Origin of the sequence: Flavobacterium beibuense F44-8, from assembly GCF_000769915.1 — a bacterium.
Classification (GTDB): Bacteria; Bacteroidota; Bacteroidia; order Flavobacteriales; family Flavobacteriaceae; genus Flavobacterium; species Flavobacterium beibuense.
On the sequence record NZ_JRLV01000014.1, the window covers coordinates 100,003 to 115,868 of the forward strand.

General features: G+C 35.6%; 16 protein-coding genes. 2 read left to right on the forward strand and 14 right to left on the reverse strand.

Annotation, left to right across the window (positions count from 1 at the left end):
- Positions 1-72: 72 nt before the first annotated feature.
- Together alr and Q763_RS11895 are read right to left on the reverse strand one after the other, a co-directional pair.
- Entirely contained in the window at positions 73-1,218 is a 1,146-nt protein-coding gene (gene alr, locus Q763_RS11890) for an alanine racemase (RefSeq protein ID WP_035134537.1), read from the reverse strand.
- Between the two features lie 2 nt (positions 1,219-1,220).
- Positions 1,221-2,339, reverse strand: coding sequence for an amidohydrolase (locus Q763_RS11895; protein ID WP_035134540.1), 1,119 nt, complete (start codon positions 2,337-2,339; stop codon positions 1,221-1,223).
- A 279-nt stretch (positions 2,340-2,618) separates the two neighbouring features.
- Between Q763_RS11895 and Q763_RS11900 the strand changes: the two genes are divergently transcribed.
- Together Q763_RS11900 and Q763_RS11905 are read left to right on the forward strand one after the other, a co-directional pair.
- Complete coding sequence (locus Q763_RS11900) at positions 2,619-2,903, forward strand: hypothetical protein (RefSeq protein WP_035134542.1); 285 nt, start codon at positions 2,619-2,621, stop codon at positions 2,901-2,903.
- A 237-nt stretch (positions 2,904-3,140) separates the two neighbouring features.
- On the forward strand, positions 3,141-3,527 hold the full coding sequence (locus tag Q763_RS11905) for a YegP family protein (protein WP_035134544.1): 387 nt from the start codon (positions 3,141-3,143) through the stop codon (positions 3,525-3,527).
- Between the two features lie 6 nt (positions 3,528-3,533).
- On the opposite strand, the gene rlmF is transcribed toward Q763_RS11905, so the two are convergent.
- The 12 genes from rlmF to Q763_RS11965 form a co-directional block, all read right to left on the reverse strand.
- The gene (rlmF, locus tag Q763_RS11910) at positions 3,534-4,475 is read right to left on the reverse strand and encodes a 23S rRNA (adenine(1618)-N(6))-methyltransferase RlmF (RefSeq protein WP_035134546.1); all 942 of its coding nucleotides are present in this window, start codon (positions 4,473-4,475) and stop codon (positions 3,534-3,536) included.
- 79 nt (positions 4,476-4,554) lie between these two features.
- A complete protein-coding gene (locus Q763_RS11915; RefSeq protein ID WP_035134548.1) occupies positions 4,555-5,115 on the reverse strand; it encodes a DUF4256 domain-containing protein in 561 nt (186 codons plus the stop codon).
- Positions 5,105-5,503: a DoxX family protein gene (locus tag Q763_RS11920; protein WP_035134550.1), complete on the reverse strand. Its 399-nt coding sequence runs from the start codon at positions 5,501-5,503 to the stop codon at positions 5,105-5,107. The genes Q763_RS11915 and Q763_RS11920 overlap by 11 nt, the downstream gene beginning before the upstream one ends.
- Positions 5,504-5,510: 7 nt before the next feature.
- Positions 5,511-5,978: an SRPBCC domain-containing protein gene (locus tag Q763_RS11925; protein ID WP_035134556.1), complete on the reverse strand. Its 468-nt coding sequence runs from the start codon at positions 5,976-5,978 to the stop codon at positions 5,511-5,513.
- Positions 5,978-6,307: an ArsR/SmtB family transcription factor gene (locus tag Q763_RS11930; RefSeq protein ID WP_035134557.1), complete on the reverse strand. Its 330-nt coding sequence runs from the start codon at positions 6,305-6,307 to the stop codon at positions 5,978-5,980. Before Q763_RS11930 ends, Q763_RS11925 begins: the two co-directional genes overlap by 1 nt.
- A gap of 198 nt (positions 6,308-6,505) precedes the next feature.
- Positions 6,506-6,985, reverse strand: coding sequence for a hypothetical protein (locus Q763_RS17530; protein WP_052123426.1), 480 nt, complete (start codon positions 6,983-6,985; stop codon positions 6,506-6,508).
- 117 nt (positions 6,986-7,102) lie between these two features.
- Complete coding sequence (locus tag Q763_RS11940) at positions 7,103-7,456, reverse strand: hypothetical protein (protein WP_157499422.1); 354 nt, start codon at positions 7,454-7,456, stop codon at positions 7,103-7,105.
- A gap of 77 nt (positions 7,457-7,533) precedes the next feature.
- On the reverse strand, positions 7,534-7,812 hold the full coding sequence (locus Q763_RS11945; RefSeq protein ID WP_035134561.1) for a hypothetical protein: 279 nt from the start codon (positions 7,810-7,812) through the stop codon (positions 7,534-7,536).
- A 477-nt stretch (positions 7,813-8,289) separates the two neighbouring features.
- A complete protein-coding gene (locus Q763_RS11950) occupies positions 8,290-11,508 on the reverse strand; it encodes an SNF2-related protein (RefSeq protein WP_035134572.1) in 3,219 nt (1,072 codons plus the stop codon).
- 24 nt (positions 11,509-11,532) lie between these two features.
- Positions 11,533-13,833 carry an AAA family ATPase gene (locus Q763_RS11955; RefSeq protein WP_035134573.1) on the reverse strand — a complete coding sequence of 767 codons (2,301 nt, stop codon included), beginning with the start codon at positions 13,831-13,833 and terminating at the stop codon, positions 11,533-11,535.
- Positions 13,814-14,503 (reverse strand): ABC-three component system middle component 1, encoded by a 690-nt coding sequence (locus Q763_RS11960; protein ID WP_035134574.1) that lies wholly within the window; start codon positions 14,501-14,503, stop codon positions 13,814-13,816. Before Q763_RS11960 ends, Q763_RS11955 begins: the two co-directional genes overlap by 20 nt.
- The gene (locus tag Q763_RS11965) at positions 14,496-15,788 is read right to left on the reverse strand and encodes an ABC-three component system protein (protein ID WP_035134575.1); all 1,293 of its coding nucleotides are present in this window, start codon (positions 15,786-15,788) and stop codon (positions 14,496-14,498) included. The genes Q763_RS11960 and Q763_RS11965 overlap by 8 nt, the downstream gene beginning before the upstream one ends.
- Positions 15,789-15,866: the final 78 nt, after the last annotated feature.

The window sequence follows — 15,866 nt, forward strand, 5'->3', positions numbered from 1 at the left end:
ATGTCAACATGACTATAACACTAAATCAATGTTACCACTATTAATAAAACGTAAACTAAAAAGAATGGCCGACTAAACGATTAATCGTGGTATATCCATAGGCAGCCTTGTAAGCAATTCATAATTTAACTGACTACTTAATTCCCCAAACGAAGCTACCGTAATTTCCTGCTCTCCCTGCTCTCCTATTAAGGTTACTTTATCATTTATCTTTACATCAGGAATATTACTTACATCGACCACTACACAGTTCATGTTTACCGTTCCTACAACAGGAGCCCTCATTTTATTAATAAGAACATGACCGGTATTGCTCAGGCTTCTGCTAAAACCGTGGGCATATCCCACAGGCACCACCGCCACATGTATTTCCTGATGCGCAAAATAAGATGAACCATAACCTATAAACTCTCCGGGAGGCACAAGCTTTAAGCTCATTATTTTACTTTCCCAACTGATAATACGCCTTAACGGAGACTGTACCGTTTTGTATTTGTTAAGGTATTCTATTAAAATTTCGGGGCTGGGCCAAAAACCATATTGCATAATACCTATGCGAAGCATATCGTAATGCATATCGGGCAATCGAACAGCTGCCGCACTACAGCAGGTATGGATCATATTAGGCTCAAGTCCTAAACTTTTAAACTGCTTTAGAGCCCTTTTAAAATTGATTTTCTGCTTTTTAACACGGAAGTAGTTCGTAATACTTTCGGCTCCGGCAAAGTGCATGCACAACCCCTGAAAAACCAAAGTATCAGTATTATTTTTAAATGTATCTGCCAATTCAGGAATCATGGATTGCTCAAACCCCATACGATACATACCTGTTTCCATTTCAATATGTACCAGTGCTTTTTTACCTGTAACAGCAGCAGCTTTTACGGCTGCATGCAGCCGTTCCATATTAAAAACATAAAACTGAATATCGTTCTCAATAGCCCAGGCAAGATCTTCGTCTTCTATAGCCCCCATTATCATAATGGTCGTATTTTTAGCTACTGTTTGCTGTACGCGCAAAGCCTCTTCGGCATTAAATACCGAAAAATGATTTACACCACATTGTTCGGCCATAGTCACATACTCCTCAATACCGTGACCGTAGGCATTGCCTTTTACAACGGCGCTTAATTTTTTATCTTTAAAATATTCCCTTAAAAAATCCCAATTACTCTTTAAAGCATCTTTGCTTAGTTTAATATGGGTGGATTTCATCATAATTATTGTACTTTTCTCTGTATTTCAATAAACATTTTAATTCCGGTTTCGGTTATCTCATCCGGGTAATCATATTCGGGATGGTGTAATGGTTTGCAGTTCTCACCCGATCCCACACCAAACATAGCTCCGGGGAATAGGTTAGTAAACACCCCGAAGTCTTCCCCAAAGCGAAAACCTTCATTGAGGTTTTCATATTCGAATTGATTCTCACCCGCAGCCTCATGGATTATAGCCACTGCATCAGGATGATTTTGATTGGACTCAAAAGGTTCAATCATTTCAAAAGTTACCTGTAACCCTTCCTGCTCAGCAAGATTAGTTGCTATTGTTTTGGCTTTGGCAATGGTATCGTTAAGCCTTTGGTTATTATCGGCTCTTATGGTTAGGTGTACCGATCCTTCCCCTGCCGAAACGCCATAGGCCTTTTCCCCCATCTCCATATATACCGGAGTTATGGTTATATATTCAGGTTTTTTCTCCATATTAAGCTGAAGGGTTTGCAGCATAAAGCTACTCATGGCAGCCGCAGGGTTTTTACCGTTCCAGGGTTCGGCGGCATGTGCTGTATATCCTTTAAAGTAAGTAGCAAGGCTTACCACACTCGAGGTAAAACTCCCTGTTTTACATACTATTTTATGCTTTTTGAATCCCGGTAGGTTATGCAGGGCAAACACCATATCAACATCAAGCGATTTAAAGAAAAAATCATCGGCTACATTACGGGCGCCCCAGCCGTTTTCTTCCGCAGGCTGAAACAGCAGGTATACATTACCTGCCTGTGGGCGTTGTTTGGCATAATGCCCCGCAACACCATACATTATGGTAGTGTGCCCGTCGTGTCCGCATTTGTGGGATACACCAGGAGTTTTAGAATTATAAGATAAATCGGTATTGGTTTCCTGTATAGGCAGTGCATCAGTATCGGCTCTCAGCAAAATATTCTTACCGGGCGCTGTACCATAAAAACAGGCAATAATACCCGTATTGGCAACCTTTTCAAGCCTGTCGGGCTTTAAGGGCTCCAGTAAACTGAGTATGTATTTTTGAGTATTGTATTCCTGTTGTGAAATTTCAGGATTTTGATGCAAATAGTGCCTTACAGCGGTTAAGTTTTCCATAATCTCTGTTTAGGCTAATAATTATACTAAAAATTAGGCAGTTAAAAAAGGGTTTAAGTGAACTCCTTCACTTTTTAACACACTTAAGTAAAATTACGGGATTTTTTAAAACCGTAATTTTTACGCAGATATACATGTTTTTACCTTACTAACTTAGCAAAGCTAATCAATTGATTTACAAATAAAAAAGTGGAACAGATAACCACTTAAATAAACGGGCGGTATTTATTTCTGAAAAGCCTAACGAGTAAGAAAACCAACTAAAAAATTATTAAGATTATGTCAACTCAAAATTCATTAGAAGCAACATTAGTAGGAGGATGGACTCCTTTTCATCCACTAACTGCAGAAGACAAAGCAGTATTCGATCAGGCAATGAAAGGTTTTGTAGGTGTAAAATACACTCCGCAAAGCGTATCTACACAGGTTGTAGCCGGTAAAAACTACCGTTTTAAATGTACAGCCTCTATGCCACCTGCAGAGGTAGTATGGGAAGCTATCGTTGAAATTTTCCAACCTCTTAACGGAGGAGCTCCTTACGTTACAGGAATTATAAGACTATAGTTTAAAACAACAACTTTCGTCCAACGAAAAATCCGCTTGATACTTTAAGTATTGGCGGATTTTTTAGTTTCATAACCCTGCTGATTAAAAAATATTTAGCCAATGTTTAGGTTTGCGCGCCTCATTTTCTTGATAAATATTAGTTAACAGACCTTTTAACCACCCCTTATTTTATTTAGATTTGTACTATTAAGAGCCACGTAAAAACAAGTCTAAGAAAAAATTATTGCAGGAAATATGGGGATGTTCGTGATAAGTAAACGAAACAACGGAGATTATAAATTTGTTTTCACATCCAGAAAGGGAAAAACGATTTTTACCAGTATAGGCTGTAAGCAAAAATCTGATTGCCAAAGGATAATAGAAGCCATAACAGAAGATGTCCATAAGTTTACTTTCAGGAAAAATGCTACCCCATCGGGTAAACATTTTTTCAGGCTCTCCATTGGCGGACTCGTACTGGCTACCAGCCGTAAATATTCTACCCCGTTAATGCTGCAAAAAGGTATTGACGAAATTATTAAATATGTGATTACCGCCGAGATACTTGATTTCTCTGAAGGGGAATCTATTTTCCCTCCCGAGGAAGAAGTATTTTTAAATGAAGAGGCTAAAGCCAGTTAAATAGCCCTACCCTTTTTTCAATTCGCTTTCACTTAAAAACGTCCAGGCTACAATACGCGTAGTTTTATTACCTGTGCCCATAGCAATGGTTTGGGTTTGGGTTACCCCTATATTGCTTAACGCTTTATAAATCCCTTTTAGGTTAGCTTCTTTTGAAACCAGCGTAGTAAACCAACGGCAATTTTTGGCAATCTTTTTACTTTCGGCAATCATGGTCACAATAAACCTATATTCCCCTCCGTCGTAAATAAGCTCATTACTTACACCCGCAAAATTAAGTTGTAGTGATTTCACCTTTTTCCTTTGTAGGTTTTTAAGTTTCCTTAAAGTTCCCTTTTGGGCATCCTCTGCCGAAGCATGGAAAGGAGGGTTACACAGTGTTACATCTATCTTATCGGTACTGTTTATTATCCCCGTAAAAATATGCTTGGGATTTTGCTGTTGCCTAAACTCTATATTTCCTTTGAGCTTATCGTTGGCTTCAGCTATCTTTTTTGAAGATGCTATAGACTCGGTACTAACATCACAGGCTATAAACTTCCAGCCATACTCGGCTACCCCAAGTATAGGATAAATACAACTCGCACCCACTCCCACATCAAGACAGGTAATAGCATCCCCCACAGGGATTTTACCATTATTCCCTTCTGCAAGCAAATCGGCCACGTAGTGAATATAGTCTGCCCTCCCGGGTATGGGAGGACATAGGTTTTTATCAGAGAAGTCCCAATACTCAATGCCATAATAATGATTAAGCAGGGCTTTGTTTAACAGCTTTACCGCCATTGGGTTGGAAAAATCAACCGATTCATCACCAAACTTATTCAGTTTAATATAACCTGCCAGCTCGGGAGTACAGCCTTTAAGCGCATCCAAATCATATCGCTCCCTGTTTTTATTGCGGGGATGTAATTCTGATTTCTGCTGCTTGCTTTTGTCTGTAGGCATATTATTTCTTTTGGCGGAATGGTTAATTATCCGGCATCAAAATTCGGCAAAAAAAAGGTATAAAGCCAATGCTAAGCTATTAAACCCTTAACGAAGCCCTAAAGCCCCTGGCAGCATAATACGATTCGGCACCATTATGATACAGGAAAACCGTATCATAACGACGGTCACAAAATACAGCTCCGCCCAGTTGCCTTATATTATCAGGGGTTTTAACCCAACTCGATGTTTTGGTATCAAACTTACCAAGCGTTTGCAATTCCCTGTATTGTTCTTCGGTTAAAATCTCTACACCCATAGCCGCTGCAACATCAAGAGCACTGTCTTTAGGCTTATGTTCTTTTCTCGATTCAAGTGCTGCACGGTCATAACATAAACTCCTGCGTTTAGGGCTTTCGGGAGAACAGTCGTAAAAAATATACTCACCTGTTTTGGCATCAAACCCTACAACATCGGGCTCACCTCCTGTTTCTTCCAAAGCATCTAGCGACCATAATTTATTAGTGTTGGCTTCCAGTTTTTCCTGCACCTTATCCCAGCTTATCCCTTCATGCCTAACCATATTTTTCTCAAAACGGGATTTGAGTACCTTTAGTAATTCCTGCGACTGGTCGTGTGATAATTGATTTTTACTGCTCATTACTTATCGTTTTTAGTTGGTTTGTGTTTCTTGATTCAGGTCTTAAATACCATGATACCACAGTAAGCACTATCAATAATACCGGACCGAATAATTCTCCCACCGGGCTACCCGATACCAAATGAGACACCACTGCCCCCGTCATGGTAAAAAAGAACCCCGCATAAGCCCATTCCTTAACAACAGGCATTTTAGGCAGGAGCATTACCACTACACCCAAAATTTTCCATATCCCTAAAATGGTGAGAATATAAACCGGATAGCCTAATTGGGTTATCTTGGTTACTTCATCTTCTGTTTTCAGTAGTTGTACTATCCCTGTAGAGAGCATTCCTAAAGCCAGCCAAATGGTAGCAATCCAGTAAATAATTTTATTACGCTTTGTCATAACTCCCCTATTTTAGTTTTTCAGCTATTTCCTGCAGTCGGTTATGAGCCATATTAAGCCCCTGTGCAAACGGAAGCTGTAGCATTTGGTTCCTCATCGCTACCGACCTGTACACGATATGCATGGTAAGCTGACTGGTATCATTAGTCAGTTTTTCAAACTTCAAAAATTCCAACTGTACTTCAAAAGGAGTGTTTTCCATTTCGAAGGTGCGTACTATTCTTTTATTTGGCTCAAACTCATGAAAAGTACCGTTAGCACTAAACACCACATGCCCTTCGGGACTGGTAGTTTCAAACCTGTAACTGCCATGTTTTTTAGCTTCCAGCTTCACTACGTTTGTTCCCATCCACTGAGCAAACAAACCGGCATCTTCATAAGCTTTGAAAAGAAGTTCTACCGGTAAATCAAATTTTCGGGTAATTACAAGCTCCTGCCGGTTATCTTCGGCATGAATTTTTGTTTTTAATTCCATTATTGTTCGTTTTTTGATTGATAATTCTTCATTACATCCTCAAGCCTGTTAAACCTTTCATCCCACATTTTACGGAACGGCTCAATAAACTCAGCAATCTCCTTCATCTTCTCGGGGTTTAGGTGGTAGTATATCTCCCTCCCATTTTGCTCAGGTCTTAGTAGCTGACATTCGGTAAGTATCTGTAAGTGTTTTGAAACAGTAGGCCTTGCGGTATCAAAATTTGAGGCTATAGTACCTGCGGTCATTGCCTGTGTAGCCACCAGCATAAGAATCGACCTTCTTGTTGGGTCGGCTATTGCCTGAAAAACATCACGTCTTAAATTCATTGCGTAGTTATTTGACTACAAATATATGTGTAGCTATTTAACTACGCAAATAATTTTAAAAAAAACTGGTTTTCACCGAAGGCTTTTTAACTTGTGGAGAAGATGGGATAGCTATCGAACTCTTTTATAAAAGATTTAAATAGATTTTGATTTTATTGCAAAAATACACCTATCATCGACCTAGTTCAATATATTAACTTACTGATTATTGACTGACGAATAAGGCTCCGGATATTTTTCAGGATACTCTTTACGTTTATCTATATAATATTGACTCCCTTTTCTATTTGAATCCTTTTTTTCTTTAAACAGAAACAAATATCTATCCCGCCTATTTAAATATAAAATAAATGTATTGTCATTATAGTCAACAATATCCAACGAGTGTTCACCCCATTTTAAAATACTGTCTTTTGATATTACCCAATCAATATCATCAAAAATTAAATCCCCATCTTTAGTAATTTGCTCAAATTCACCATTTAATTTTTTTCGATAGTGAGTAGAAGTCCCATCAGCATTAAACTTAAAATAAGCACCTCCTAAATATCCCGGCTCTGCTTCATCATAAACTAACCAATAGTCATTAGTTCCATTAACAATGCAGCTATCCATAGACTGATTATTACAACTTACATAGGCCAGACTTAATAAAAAAAGAAGTACAGCTTTAACCATCAGCTTTCACGTATTCAACATTGTAAACATCTTTTCATGTAAAACATTAAATTTAATTACGAATACTCCCAAAATACTTAGCTTTTATTACACACCTGTACTGTTAGGGGAGTTAGATTAATCAGGGGTGTACAATTCCCATGTAGCATTTGTCACAGAATAAAATTGGGGATAACCCTGATACGCAAGATTTTTTAATACAGGTGAAGAAACATTAGCAGAATTCTTCCTATGAATAGCTTCCGCATCTACAAATCTAAAATTACCCTTTAATTTTACTTTTTTACCTTCATAAATAGTATCCCAACGCCTTAAACCTGCAATTCGATATACTTTTTCACTATCACTACATAATATAGCTCCGGTTTTATTGCTGTGCGCAATTCCAATGACAGAATCAAGAGTACCTGCATCTTTCCCTGACTTACAACTCATAATTAGCAAAAAACAAACTAATACAAAATATTTCATAATTAAACTTGTATGAATAAACTATCTGACATATTGGGGTAACATTTTCAAAGACAGCAATATATCTTTATAATCCTTTATTCTAATTCTTCAACCCAGCCGTGTGATGATAGCGAATATAATACATCACCTGTTTCTGCAGCTATATATACGACTACCCCCCGTTCCTCCACACCCCACAAAGTGCTGTAACCCGCTATATAGACGGTTAAGTATTCACTTTCATGATCTCCGTATAGGATTTTCTTATTTTCTTTTAATTGTATCTCATTAACAGGACTAATGGTAACATAATCACGCCTTTTTTTTCCAAGATATTTTTTTAGTATATCGTGGGCTTCTTCTTTTGTAATCATGCTATTTAATTTTTAAAATGTCATCAATTTGAATTATTTTTTTGTGTACGCAATTCCAATGACGGAATCGAGAGTACTTGCATCTTTCCCTAACTTACAACTCATAATTAGCAAAAAACAAACTAATACAAAATATTTCATAATTAAATTAATTAGTTCAATCATGTAACTCAATAACTAATATAAACAAAAAAACCTCCGGTTTTCACCGAAGGTTTTTACTTGTGGAGAAGATGGGAGTCGAACCCCATGCGTAAAACCCGCATAAATGCTGGGCTTCTTATATCATTGGTTTACTTTGCCACGATTTTGCCACAACCTAAACCTTCATAATGTTTTGACTTAGAGAACGATATAATCTTAAGCAAAGATACAAAACCCTGATTAAAATTGAAGTATTTAGAACTAAAATACAAAAGTATCCAAATATAAACATGAATTTAGTGTTTAGCACTAAAATGGCTTTAAGCTTCAAGTTTAAAGCTTAGAAGTGCCTATTATACAAGCCGAAACCATCTCATCTAGAGTACTTGAATATTGGCAGTTTTCCAGTAGCCAATCCAGTCGTTCGGTTGTTATAGTTACATTACGAATGTTCAAGTCTCTTAATGTATAAATTTTTCTCCTTCTTGCTTGAGTGGCCTTTAATTTATCCAGTTCCGGAATCAAGATACTTAACCACAAATCGGCAAAATGGTCAAGGTCAACGTATTCTTCATCGGCATTTGGATTGAACAGTTTAATCAGTTTTTCGCACTTTTGCTTGTCAGTTTGTATAGCAATGGTGTCGCGGTATTTTGCGAGTATGCTTTCACCTTTTTCTAGTGCACGCTTCTTTTTCCATGGCAATAGATTTTTCTCTTCTCTTCGAAGCTTCTGGATAATTCTAGTCATTTGGAATGCCGTATCTACCTCACTCCATTTTCTTTGAATAATGTTATCTTTAACCAGATAGGTTTTCAATTTATTAGTGATCTCTGAAAAGTCGGTGTGGCCTTTACCTTTTTCATCTATTAGTAACCATTTAGGACTTTTTGTAGTACTGCCTCTAAAAGCAAAAAAGCACCAATTCAGGTCAGATTCCACGAAACTTATTGCTGTTTTGACTGTAGCATCCACATCCTTATACATTTCATACGTTTCATGATCTATCAAAGCATCTGGCCCTTCTATCAAACTGTATAAATATTGGGTGCTATCTTTTACTCCATCCCATTCATGTTCTGTTGCCGTATATTCATTAAAAGCATTAATTATATTCTGAGTGTTAAAGTCATCTTTGAGGTATTTCTCATATATAGTTTTTGGTATTTCTACATTATTACCAATCAAGTTTTCCGTAACCATCAAAGTGTCAATCATTCTCTTATCTCCTTTTAGGGAAAAAGCTTCTGAATCATCGGGCCATAGTACGGTGATCTGGTCATGTTCACAATCCATCCTTTCTAGTCTACCGATGCGTTGTTCAATAATTCTTAGCACGCTTGGCATATCTAACAGTACCAGGCAGCTTGCATCTTGAAGATTAATGCCCTCTGACATGGCATCTGAACACAAGGCAATGAGTTTTTCATCGGTAGCTGCACCCAATGCAAAGTTTTCCATTACTTGATTTCGGTTTGTTTTGTTATGCCCAGCGGCCACAATTGCCCTTACTTTGCTTTGTTTGTCGGTAATAAGTTTGCTGAGATAATCGAGCGTAATAACGGTTGAGTCGAAAGCTAATATTTTATTATTCTTGATAGCGGCTTCAATGAGGACATCCGCTTTTTTTGATTCACGTTCTCCACTTAGCTTTTCCAATAGTGAACCAATTTTTTTGTAAATAGCAATTTCTTGATTACAGGCTTCATCATATTTTGCCTGATCATAAAGCCACTGATGGTTTTCACTTAAAAGCTGGTTCTCTACGTATTGTTTTGGCAATTTCAATCCACATTTTTGGATTTTTTCTAAAATGTTACCAGAAGTGTTTTTAGTGGATTTTAACGAAAATCTAATGTTTGCTTCGGCTGTTCCGTAAAGGTATTCATATAAAGCACAGCGAGAGGAGCGAAGGTTTACCCGTATCATATAGCCTGCAAGGGCTGTAGCCGAAGTAAATCTTTGGTTGATATAATGGACTTTTTCGTCTTCCTTCTTTAAAAAATCAGGTATTCTTAATATTTGCAAATAATGTATTCCTTTAAGCTGTTGTATCAGTGTTAAGATTTGTTGGGCAATTGTTTTATCATTTTCGTTTTCTCCAGTTGGATACGTTTCTGACAAGGTTCTAGGATATTTACACGTTTTGCCGTGCCTGTTTCGATAATGTTTTGGCTCACGCTCTATCATCTTATTAAGCTCCTTTTTCGTACGCCTTACAATAAATTGGTTAATATATCCTTTAAGTTGCTCCAGATGTTTTTTGTCTACATTCTTCTTCCTGTTTTTTCTAAGTTCTAGATAAGTGGTCAAATCATCGTCACTCAGATTGTCAATGTCCAACAGTTCTACTAATCGTAATAGGTCATCGGCTTTTTTATTGATTGGGGTAGCGGTAGAAAGGATAACATGACTGGAGCCTTTAGGCGCAATGGCCTGGCTTCTCTTTGAATTCGGGTGGAGATAGTTATGCGCTTCGTCTATCACCAAGATATCCGAATGCTCAATCATTTTCTGTAAGCTTTTTTGATTTTTATCATGACCAACGCTTAGCTTGCCCATAGACTCTATCTTGTTATAAAGACTGAAATGGGATTGTTCTTTCTCCCAATTTTCTATCACTTGTTTGGGGCAGATGATCAATGCGTTGGAGCGGTCTTTCAATCCATTTTCCCATAACCAGTGAAATAACGTATAGGCCAGAGCTGTTGCAAATTTAGTTTTGCCGCTTCCGGTAGGGTCGGCTACAAGTACTCTTCCCTGATCTTGGATGATTTTCATGGCTCGTGCTATGCCCATTTTTTGTGATGGCCATAAATTGTGGGTAATCAGCGCTTGGTATAATACCGGAAAATCTTTCATCCATTTACTTTCCAATATTTCTGCAATGGCTCTTGCTAATGCTTCTTGCCAGATTGCATCCTTCAATAGTTTTGAAAAAAGTTCTATAAGTCCTTGATTATAATCATTGGCCTCTTTATAGTAATACTCTGCAATACGTTTAATATCATCGTATTGATCCTTTTCAACTTTAGAAAGGGTTGGTTGTATTCGTATGTTGGCCTCGGTTTGGATACGTGTTCCCGACTTACTGAAATTAGAGGAGCCTAATATTGCGGCGGTATCTCCTACATAGATTTTTGCATGAAGCCTGTCTTTTACTCTGAAATTGTATTTGCCTTCCTGTATTTTTTCAATTATATTGAGGATTGGCCCGCATAGTTTGATGCTGACATTTTGTTTAACCCAATAATTTTTAATTTCGGTGGATAGCGAGTAATGCGGGAGTCTTTTGCCGACACGTTCGTCTGGATCAAACCCGATGACGATTCGGAGCCTTTTTAGTTTGGGATAATCTTTTGTACCAAAAACATCAATCAAGTTGGAAAGGGATGTAAAACCAGTAAGTATGACATAGTCTTCGGTATTTTGGATGTCGTTTACCAAAATATCACTGACTGTTCGTGCCTGCTCTTTCAAATTCAATGGGAATTTAGCTTGATCTGGAAGATCGAGCGTATAGTTGAAATCGAAGAGATTAGGTTTAGACATGATCAGTTGTTTTTTAGCTTAATTTTATTCCATAGCAAGTTCCTTTAAATTAATACGTTTTTCTGAGAGATTATAATTTTTAAATTTATATCTCATAAAGGCTGACATCATATCTTCGTGAGTGGACATAATTATTTGATTATCATAAAATTCATTTCTTAGCAAATCAATAAATCCATAAAGATTTAATTCGTCCATAGTTTGCACTGGATCGTCTATTAAAATTAATTTGTTTTGGGAGTACTTTTTGTGAAGAGCTAGAGTGAAAGAAATAATTAATGCTGCCAATTGTCCAGAACTCATAGTAAAGACAGCATCATAGGTTTTTTGCGATCCTGTTTGAAAGCGTATTCCTTCTTTTTCGGAAAAAATAAACAGACCTATCCCGCCTTGAAAAGATTGCATAATCCTGCCTGAATATATATGGAATACTGTTTCTATGTCTTTTATTATTTTTCTCTGGTAAGATTTTAAGGATGAATTATATGTGCCTTTTAATCTATTCAATTTTAGAGAAACTTCTTTTGCTGTGTCTCTCTTTTTTGTTGCCTCTAGTAATAATGCAGATTTAGTTTGTAAAATTTGATTTTGACTTAATGATAATTTGTGAGATAAGTATTTTTTCTTTGCTTCAATTTGTTCAATAGTCACAGAATCTACTTGGTTAAGTTCATTGTTAAAATATTCCCGGAAATACTCCAAAAAATACGTTTCTATTAATTCTGCATTACTTGTGTCTTTTATAATGGAGATTTCCTTCTTAAATGGCTCTAATTTGTCAGCTACACCTAATATTTGTTCGTCACTTAGATACTGTGAATAATCAATTTCGAGAATACCAAGAACTTTTATAAGATCATTAAAATGATTGTCATCTAAATCAAGTAACTGTGAAGCAAATTCTTTATTATAATTAAGAGAAGTAAGGTGAATATTTATCAGCTCTATTATTTGTTTAATCGTTTCTGATTTAAATTCTCTAAATGTTTCCTGAAGACGATTGGTTTTATCGGAATTGATTTCTTTGATTTGCTCAGATTTAGTTTCGATTTGAATAAGTAGCGTTTCAATATTTTTCCAGTTATAGCCACACAAAACACATTCTCCACTAGAAACCCCAGCTTCTCTTAGGTTTGTAAGTTCCTCTATTAGATCATTTCTAGATATTGAAATGTCTGAATAAATTCTATCTAATCCTAAGAGCTCTTTATGACTAGATATAAGTGTCTGTTTGGTTAAAGAAAAAGTAGTTTTTAAATCATTTGAAAGGAAATCATACGGATTCAAGTCAATTGATTCTTCCACCGTATTATGACTAAAAGATTCCAGTTGTTTTATTATATTTTGAAGATCTGTTACTTTATTTCGTAATTCCCTTATCTCATCTTTTTTAGATAAAAAATTATGAAATTTAAAAAAGTTATTTACCAGGTTTTCATTTTCAAAAAGATAGTCAACAGCTTTATTTTTCCTATGCTGAATGAATAGACTTTTTCGTTCAACAAATGTCTTTAAGCGGTCAAGAACTCCGTCAGTGCTTATAATATCTAAATAATTAAATGTTGATGAATTGATCTCCTCCTGATCCCAAAATAAATCTTTTTTTTCTAATAATTTTACAAAAGAAGTAGGCGTTTCATCCGCAATGATATTGCTTTTTATTTGATTCACTTCCTGCTCAAGGATTCCAAATTTTTCATTTTCATTGGCGAAAATTGCATCAACCCTCTTTTTTAGATCAGCAATTCTCTTGATTTTTTGCTCAAATTCTTTTAGATCAAATAAGTGACCAATATGGTTTTTTCTTTTTTTGTCAGGATGTTTGAGCAGGAATAGAGATTCTTCTTGTTCTACATAGTTGAGAAATTGGAAATTAGAATTGTAATTTTTACCTAATAAGTCTGTTAAAAATAGATTTTCATCCTCAACAGGAGTTCTATTGTCAGATAAGAAATCATCTTTTGTAAAAAGCTTGTAAACAGAAAAATCTATGTATGGCTCTATATGTGTTGCATCTGCAAATCGCTCTAATATATAGGTTTGGTCATTTTTAATTAGCTCAATTGTGATCAAAATGTCTTTGCCTATTCCGTCTGAATATTGAAATGGATTTTCAGAAAAATTTTCTCTTCCATCAATTAATTTCTCTTTTAGTTCTGTATATCTTCTTATCTTGCCTGTAAGGACTAATTCTATTGCATCATAAATAGTTGTCTTTCCAAAACCGTTCGGACCGTCAAATACAATAATGTCAGAAGAATTAAAATTTATTATGGTGTCTTCGAATACCTTAAAATTCTGGATTCTAATTTTGTTGATCTTCATTTGGTAGTATTGCTTTTAATTTTTCAAGAATAGTTTCATTGGTCATTGCGTTAAAATCTTCCTCATCGAGCATAAAAAAATCCTGTTCCAAAATTTCGTCAAGTGGATTGTTTTCAACAGACTTTTTATTTATTTCTTCAAGAGATTTAAGGTTATTGGTTTGAGTGATTCCTATTTTAATAAAAGGTATTTTAATAGCTATTCGATAAATCAATGACTCAAACGAGTTCGCATCAAAATTCGTTTTGTGCTGTTCAAATATTTCGTCTTTCAGAATAAGTGTTTCAATGGCAGTAAGTGCATTTGATTCACCAATTGTAGCATTTAAATTTTTTAGCTCTTCATCAGTGTAATACAAGATACTTTTCTTGAAGTGGTATGGATTCTCTTCAATGTGTAGCAGGTTATCAAATTTAACATCTTGTAATTTTGGAACCTTATTCAATATTAACAGGTTTACGTTTTTATCAAAAGTCGATTCTTGTACGAGTTCTTTCGTTTTTACAAATAGCTCTATTTGGTCGTTTAATACATTATTGATGTTATCGCCATCGTACTGAGCAATGACCCAATAATTTTTTTGCTCTTTCAAAACATAGGTTTTGAAATCTGTATTAGGTTTTTCTTCGAGCTCTGCAGCTTGGAATATTCTATTTATTAGATCAATCATTTAATTTGTTTTTTGCTGTTTCTAAATCAATTAAGCTAACTTTTTTCCATTGGGTGATTTTTGTGTCACTTTCGGCTTCGCCAGTATCAACATAGTTGACATGACTGATGTTGTTTGCATAGGCTTCTATATTGTCAACGTTGCATTCTAAAGTGATTAAGTAATCAGAATTAAAAGGAACGTCTACCATTTTATTCAGAGCTGTTTTAATTATCCGCTCACTTACTTTTTTCTTACTTGATTCAGAATTGGAATAGTCTATTGAGGTTGGGAAATATTGTTTGCTTTCAGAACAAACCCAACCGATTCCCTCAGCTCCATTAGACTCTTTAATGGTAAATAGTATTTGATAGAAAGAATCTTTCATTTCATCTTCATTGAGGCTTAAGTCCGTATATTGCTGTAAATTCTCATAAGAAACACTTTTATGAGGTCTTATATTTTGTAGAAATTCTTTGAAAGTGGTAGTGTCGTAAGAATTGAAAAGTATCGAATATTTATCCATCTTGGTTTTTAATTCGGGACTTAATTGATCATCTTCACAATCTAAGCAGAACTCCTGATAATATCGATTAAGATTATTTCTAATCTTGTTTTCAAAATAAACTTCGTCTTGAACAAGTAAAGCTATATCTATTCTCATTGCATTTAAGAAATCTTGTAGAGGAATAGGATTGTCATAAGCAACATTTCTTATGGCAGCTCCACCATGATTTAGGGCATGAATGTATATTACCTTATCAGATATGATTTTTTCTAGTATTTCGCTTAATAATTGAACGGTATCTGGATTATTATGACCAGTAATATTATATTTTTGAAGTGTTAGGATAATTTGCTCTTTAATTTTTATACCAATATCATTTAAAGAACATGATTCGGCATTATTTTCATATTCGTAGATTTTCATGTTAGGATGCAAATCTTCAATTTGTACCTTAGTTTTTTCATTTTGAGTTGCTAGATGAAAAAAAGCTTCAACAGTTTGTAATCCAATAGCTGTCCATTTTTTTTCCAATTGTTCAAAATCCCCCTTGTAAGTTGTGTATGATGCACTTTTGACGGCCTTAACCTGATGCATAGAAACAGGAGTATGTCCACCAGTAGCAAGTGACTTTAATATGGTAAAATCTTCTATGGAATCTATTTGGAGTACCAATTCATTTATTTCATCTTCGGTTTTAATATTAAGTTGCTTCAATATGTGATAGAGTGCGACTCTACCTTGATAAATAAATCCACTCCATGTCGGTATTGCAGTATGTGGTAAAGGTTGATTGGCCATTTTTGCTACTAGTATATTTTTATAGGGTTGATTAACTTTTTTGCTTAAGATGTCTATTCGTTATGTTGTTTCTTTCAG

What these genes read in the sequence shown, in the direction of transcription:
- rlmF (WP_035134546.1), bottom strand. Translation starts at nt 4,475, where the DNA reads ATGCCTACAGACAAAAGCAAGCAGCAGAAATCAGAATTACATCCCCGC.
- Q763_RS17530 (WP_052123426.1), bottom strand. Translation starts at nt 6,985, where the DNA reads ATGGTTAAAGCTGTACTTCTTTTTTTATTAAGTCTGGCCTATGTAAGT.
- Q763_RS11900 (WP_035134542.1), top strand. Translation starts at nt 2,619, where the DNA reads ATGTCAACTCAAAATTCATTAGAAGCAACATTAGTAGGAGGATGGACT.
- Q763_RS11895 (WP_035134540.1), bottom strand. Translation starts at nt 2,339, where the DNA reads ATGGAAAACTTAACCGCTGTAAGGCACTATTTGCATCAAAATCCTGAA.
- Q763_RS11920 (WP_035134550.1), bottom strand. Translation starts at nt 5,503, where the DNA reads ATGACAAAGCGTAATAAAATTATTTACTGGATTGCTACCATTTGGCTG.
- Q763_RS11940 (WP_157499422.1), bottom strand. Translation starts at nt 7,456, where the DNA reads ATGAAATATTTTGTATTAGTTTGTTTTTTGCTAATTATGAGTTGTAAG.
- Q763_RS11950 (WP_035134572.1), bottom strand. Translation starts at nt 11,508, where the DNA reads ATGTCTAAACCTAATCTCTTCGATTTCAACTATACGCTCGATCTTCCA.
- Q763_RS11945 (WP_035134561.1), bottom strand. Translation starts at nt 7,812, where the DNA reads ATGATTACAAAAGAAGAAGCCCACGATATACTAAAAAAATATCTTGGA.
- Q763_RS11955 (WP_035134573.1), bottom strand. Translation starts at nt 13,833, where the DNA reads ATGAAGATCAACAAAATTAGAATCCAGAATTTTAAGGTATTCGAAGAC.
- Q763_RS11960 (WP_035134574.1), bottom strand. Translation starts at nt 14,503, where the DNA reads ATGATTGATCTAATAAATAGAATATTCCAAGCTGCAGAGCTCGAAGAA.
- alr (WP_035134537.1), bottom strand. Translation starts at nt 1,218, where the DNA reads ATGATGAAATCCACCCATATTAAACTAAGCAAAGATGCTTTAAAGAGT.
- Q763_RS11925 (WP_035134556.1), bottom strand. Translation starts at nt 5,978, where the DNA reads ATGGAATTAAAAACAAAAATTCATGCCGAAGATAACCGGCAGGAGCTT.
- Q763_RS11905 (WP_035134544.1), top strand. Translation starts at nt 3,141, where the DNA reads ATGGGGATGTTCGTGATAAGTAAACGAAACAACGGAGATTATAAATTT.
- Q763_RS11965 (WP_035134575.1), bottom strand. Translation starts at nt 15,788, where the DNA reads ATGGCCAATCAACCTTTACCACATACTGCAATACCGACATGGAGTGGA.
- Q763_RS11915 (WP_035134548.1), bottom strand. Translation starts at nt 5,115, where the DNA reads ATGAGCAGTAAAAATCAATTATCACACGACCAGTCGCAGGAATTACTA.
- Q763_RS11930 (WP_035134557.1), bottom strand. Translation starts at nt 6,307, where the DNA reads ATGAATTTAAGACGTGATGTTTTTCAGGCAATAGCCGACCCAACAAGA.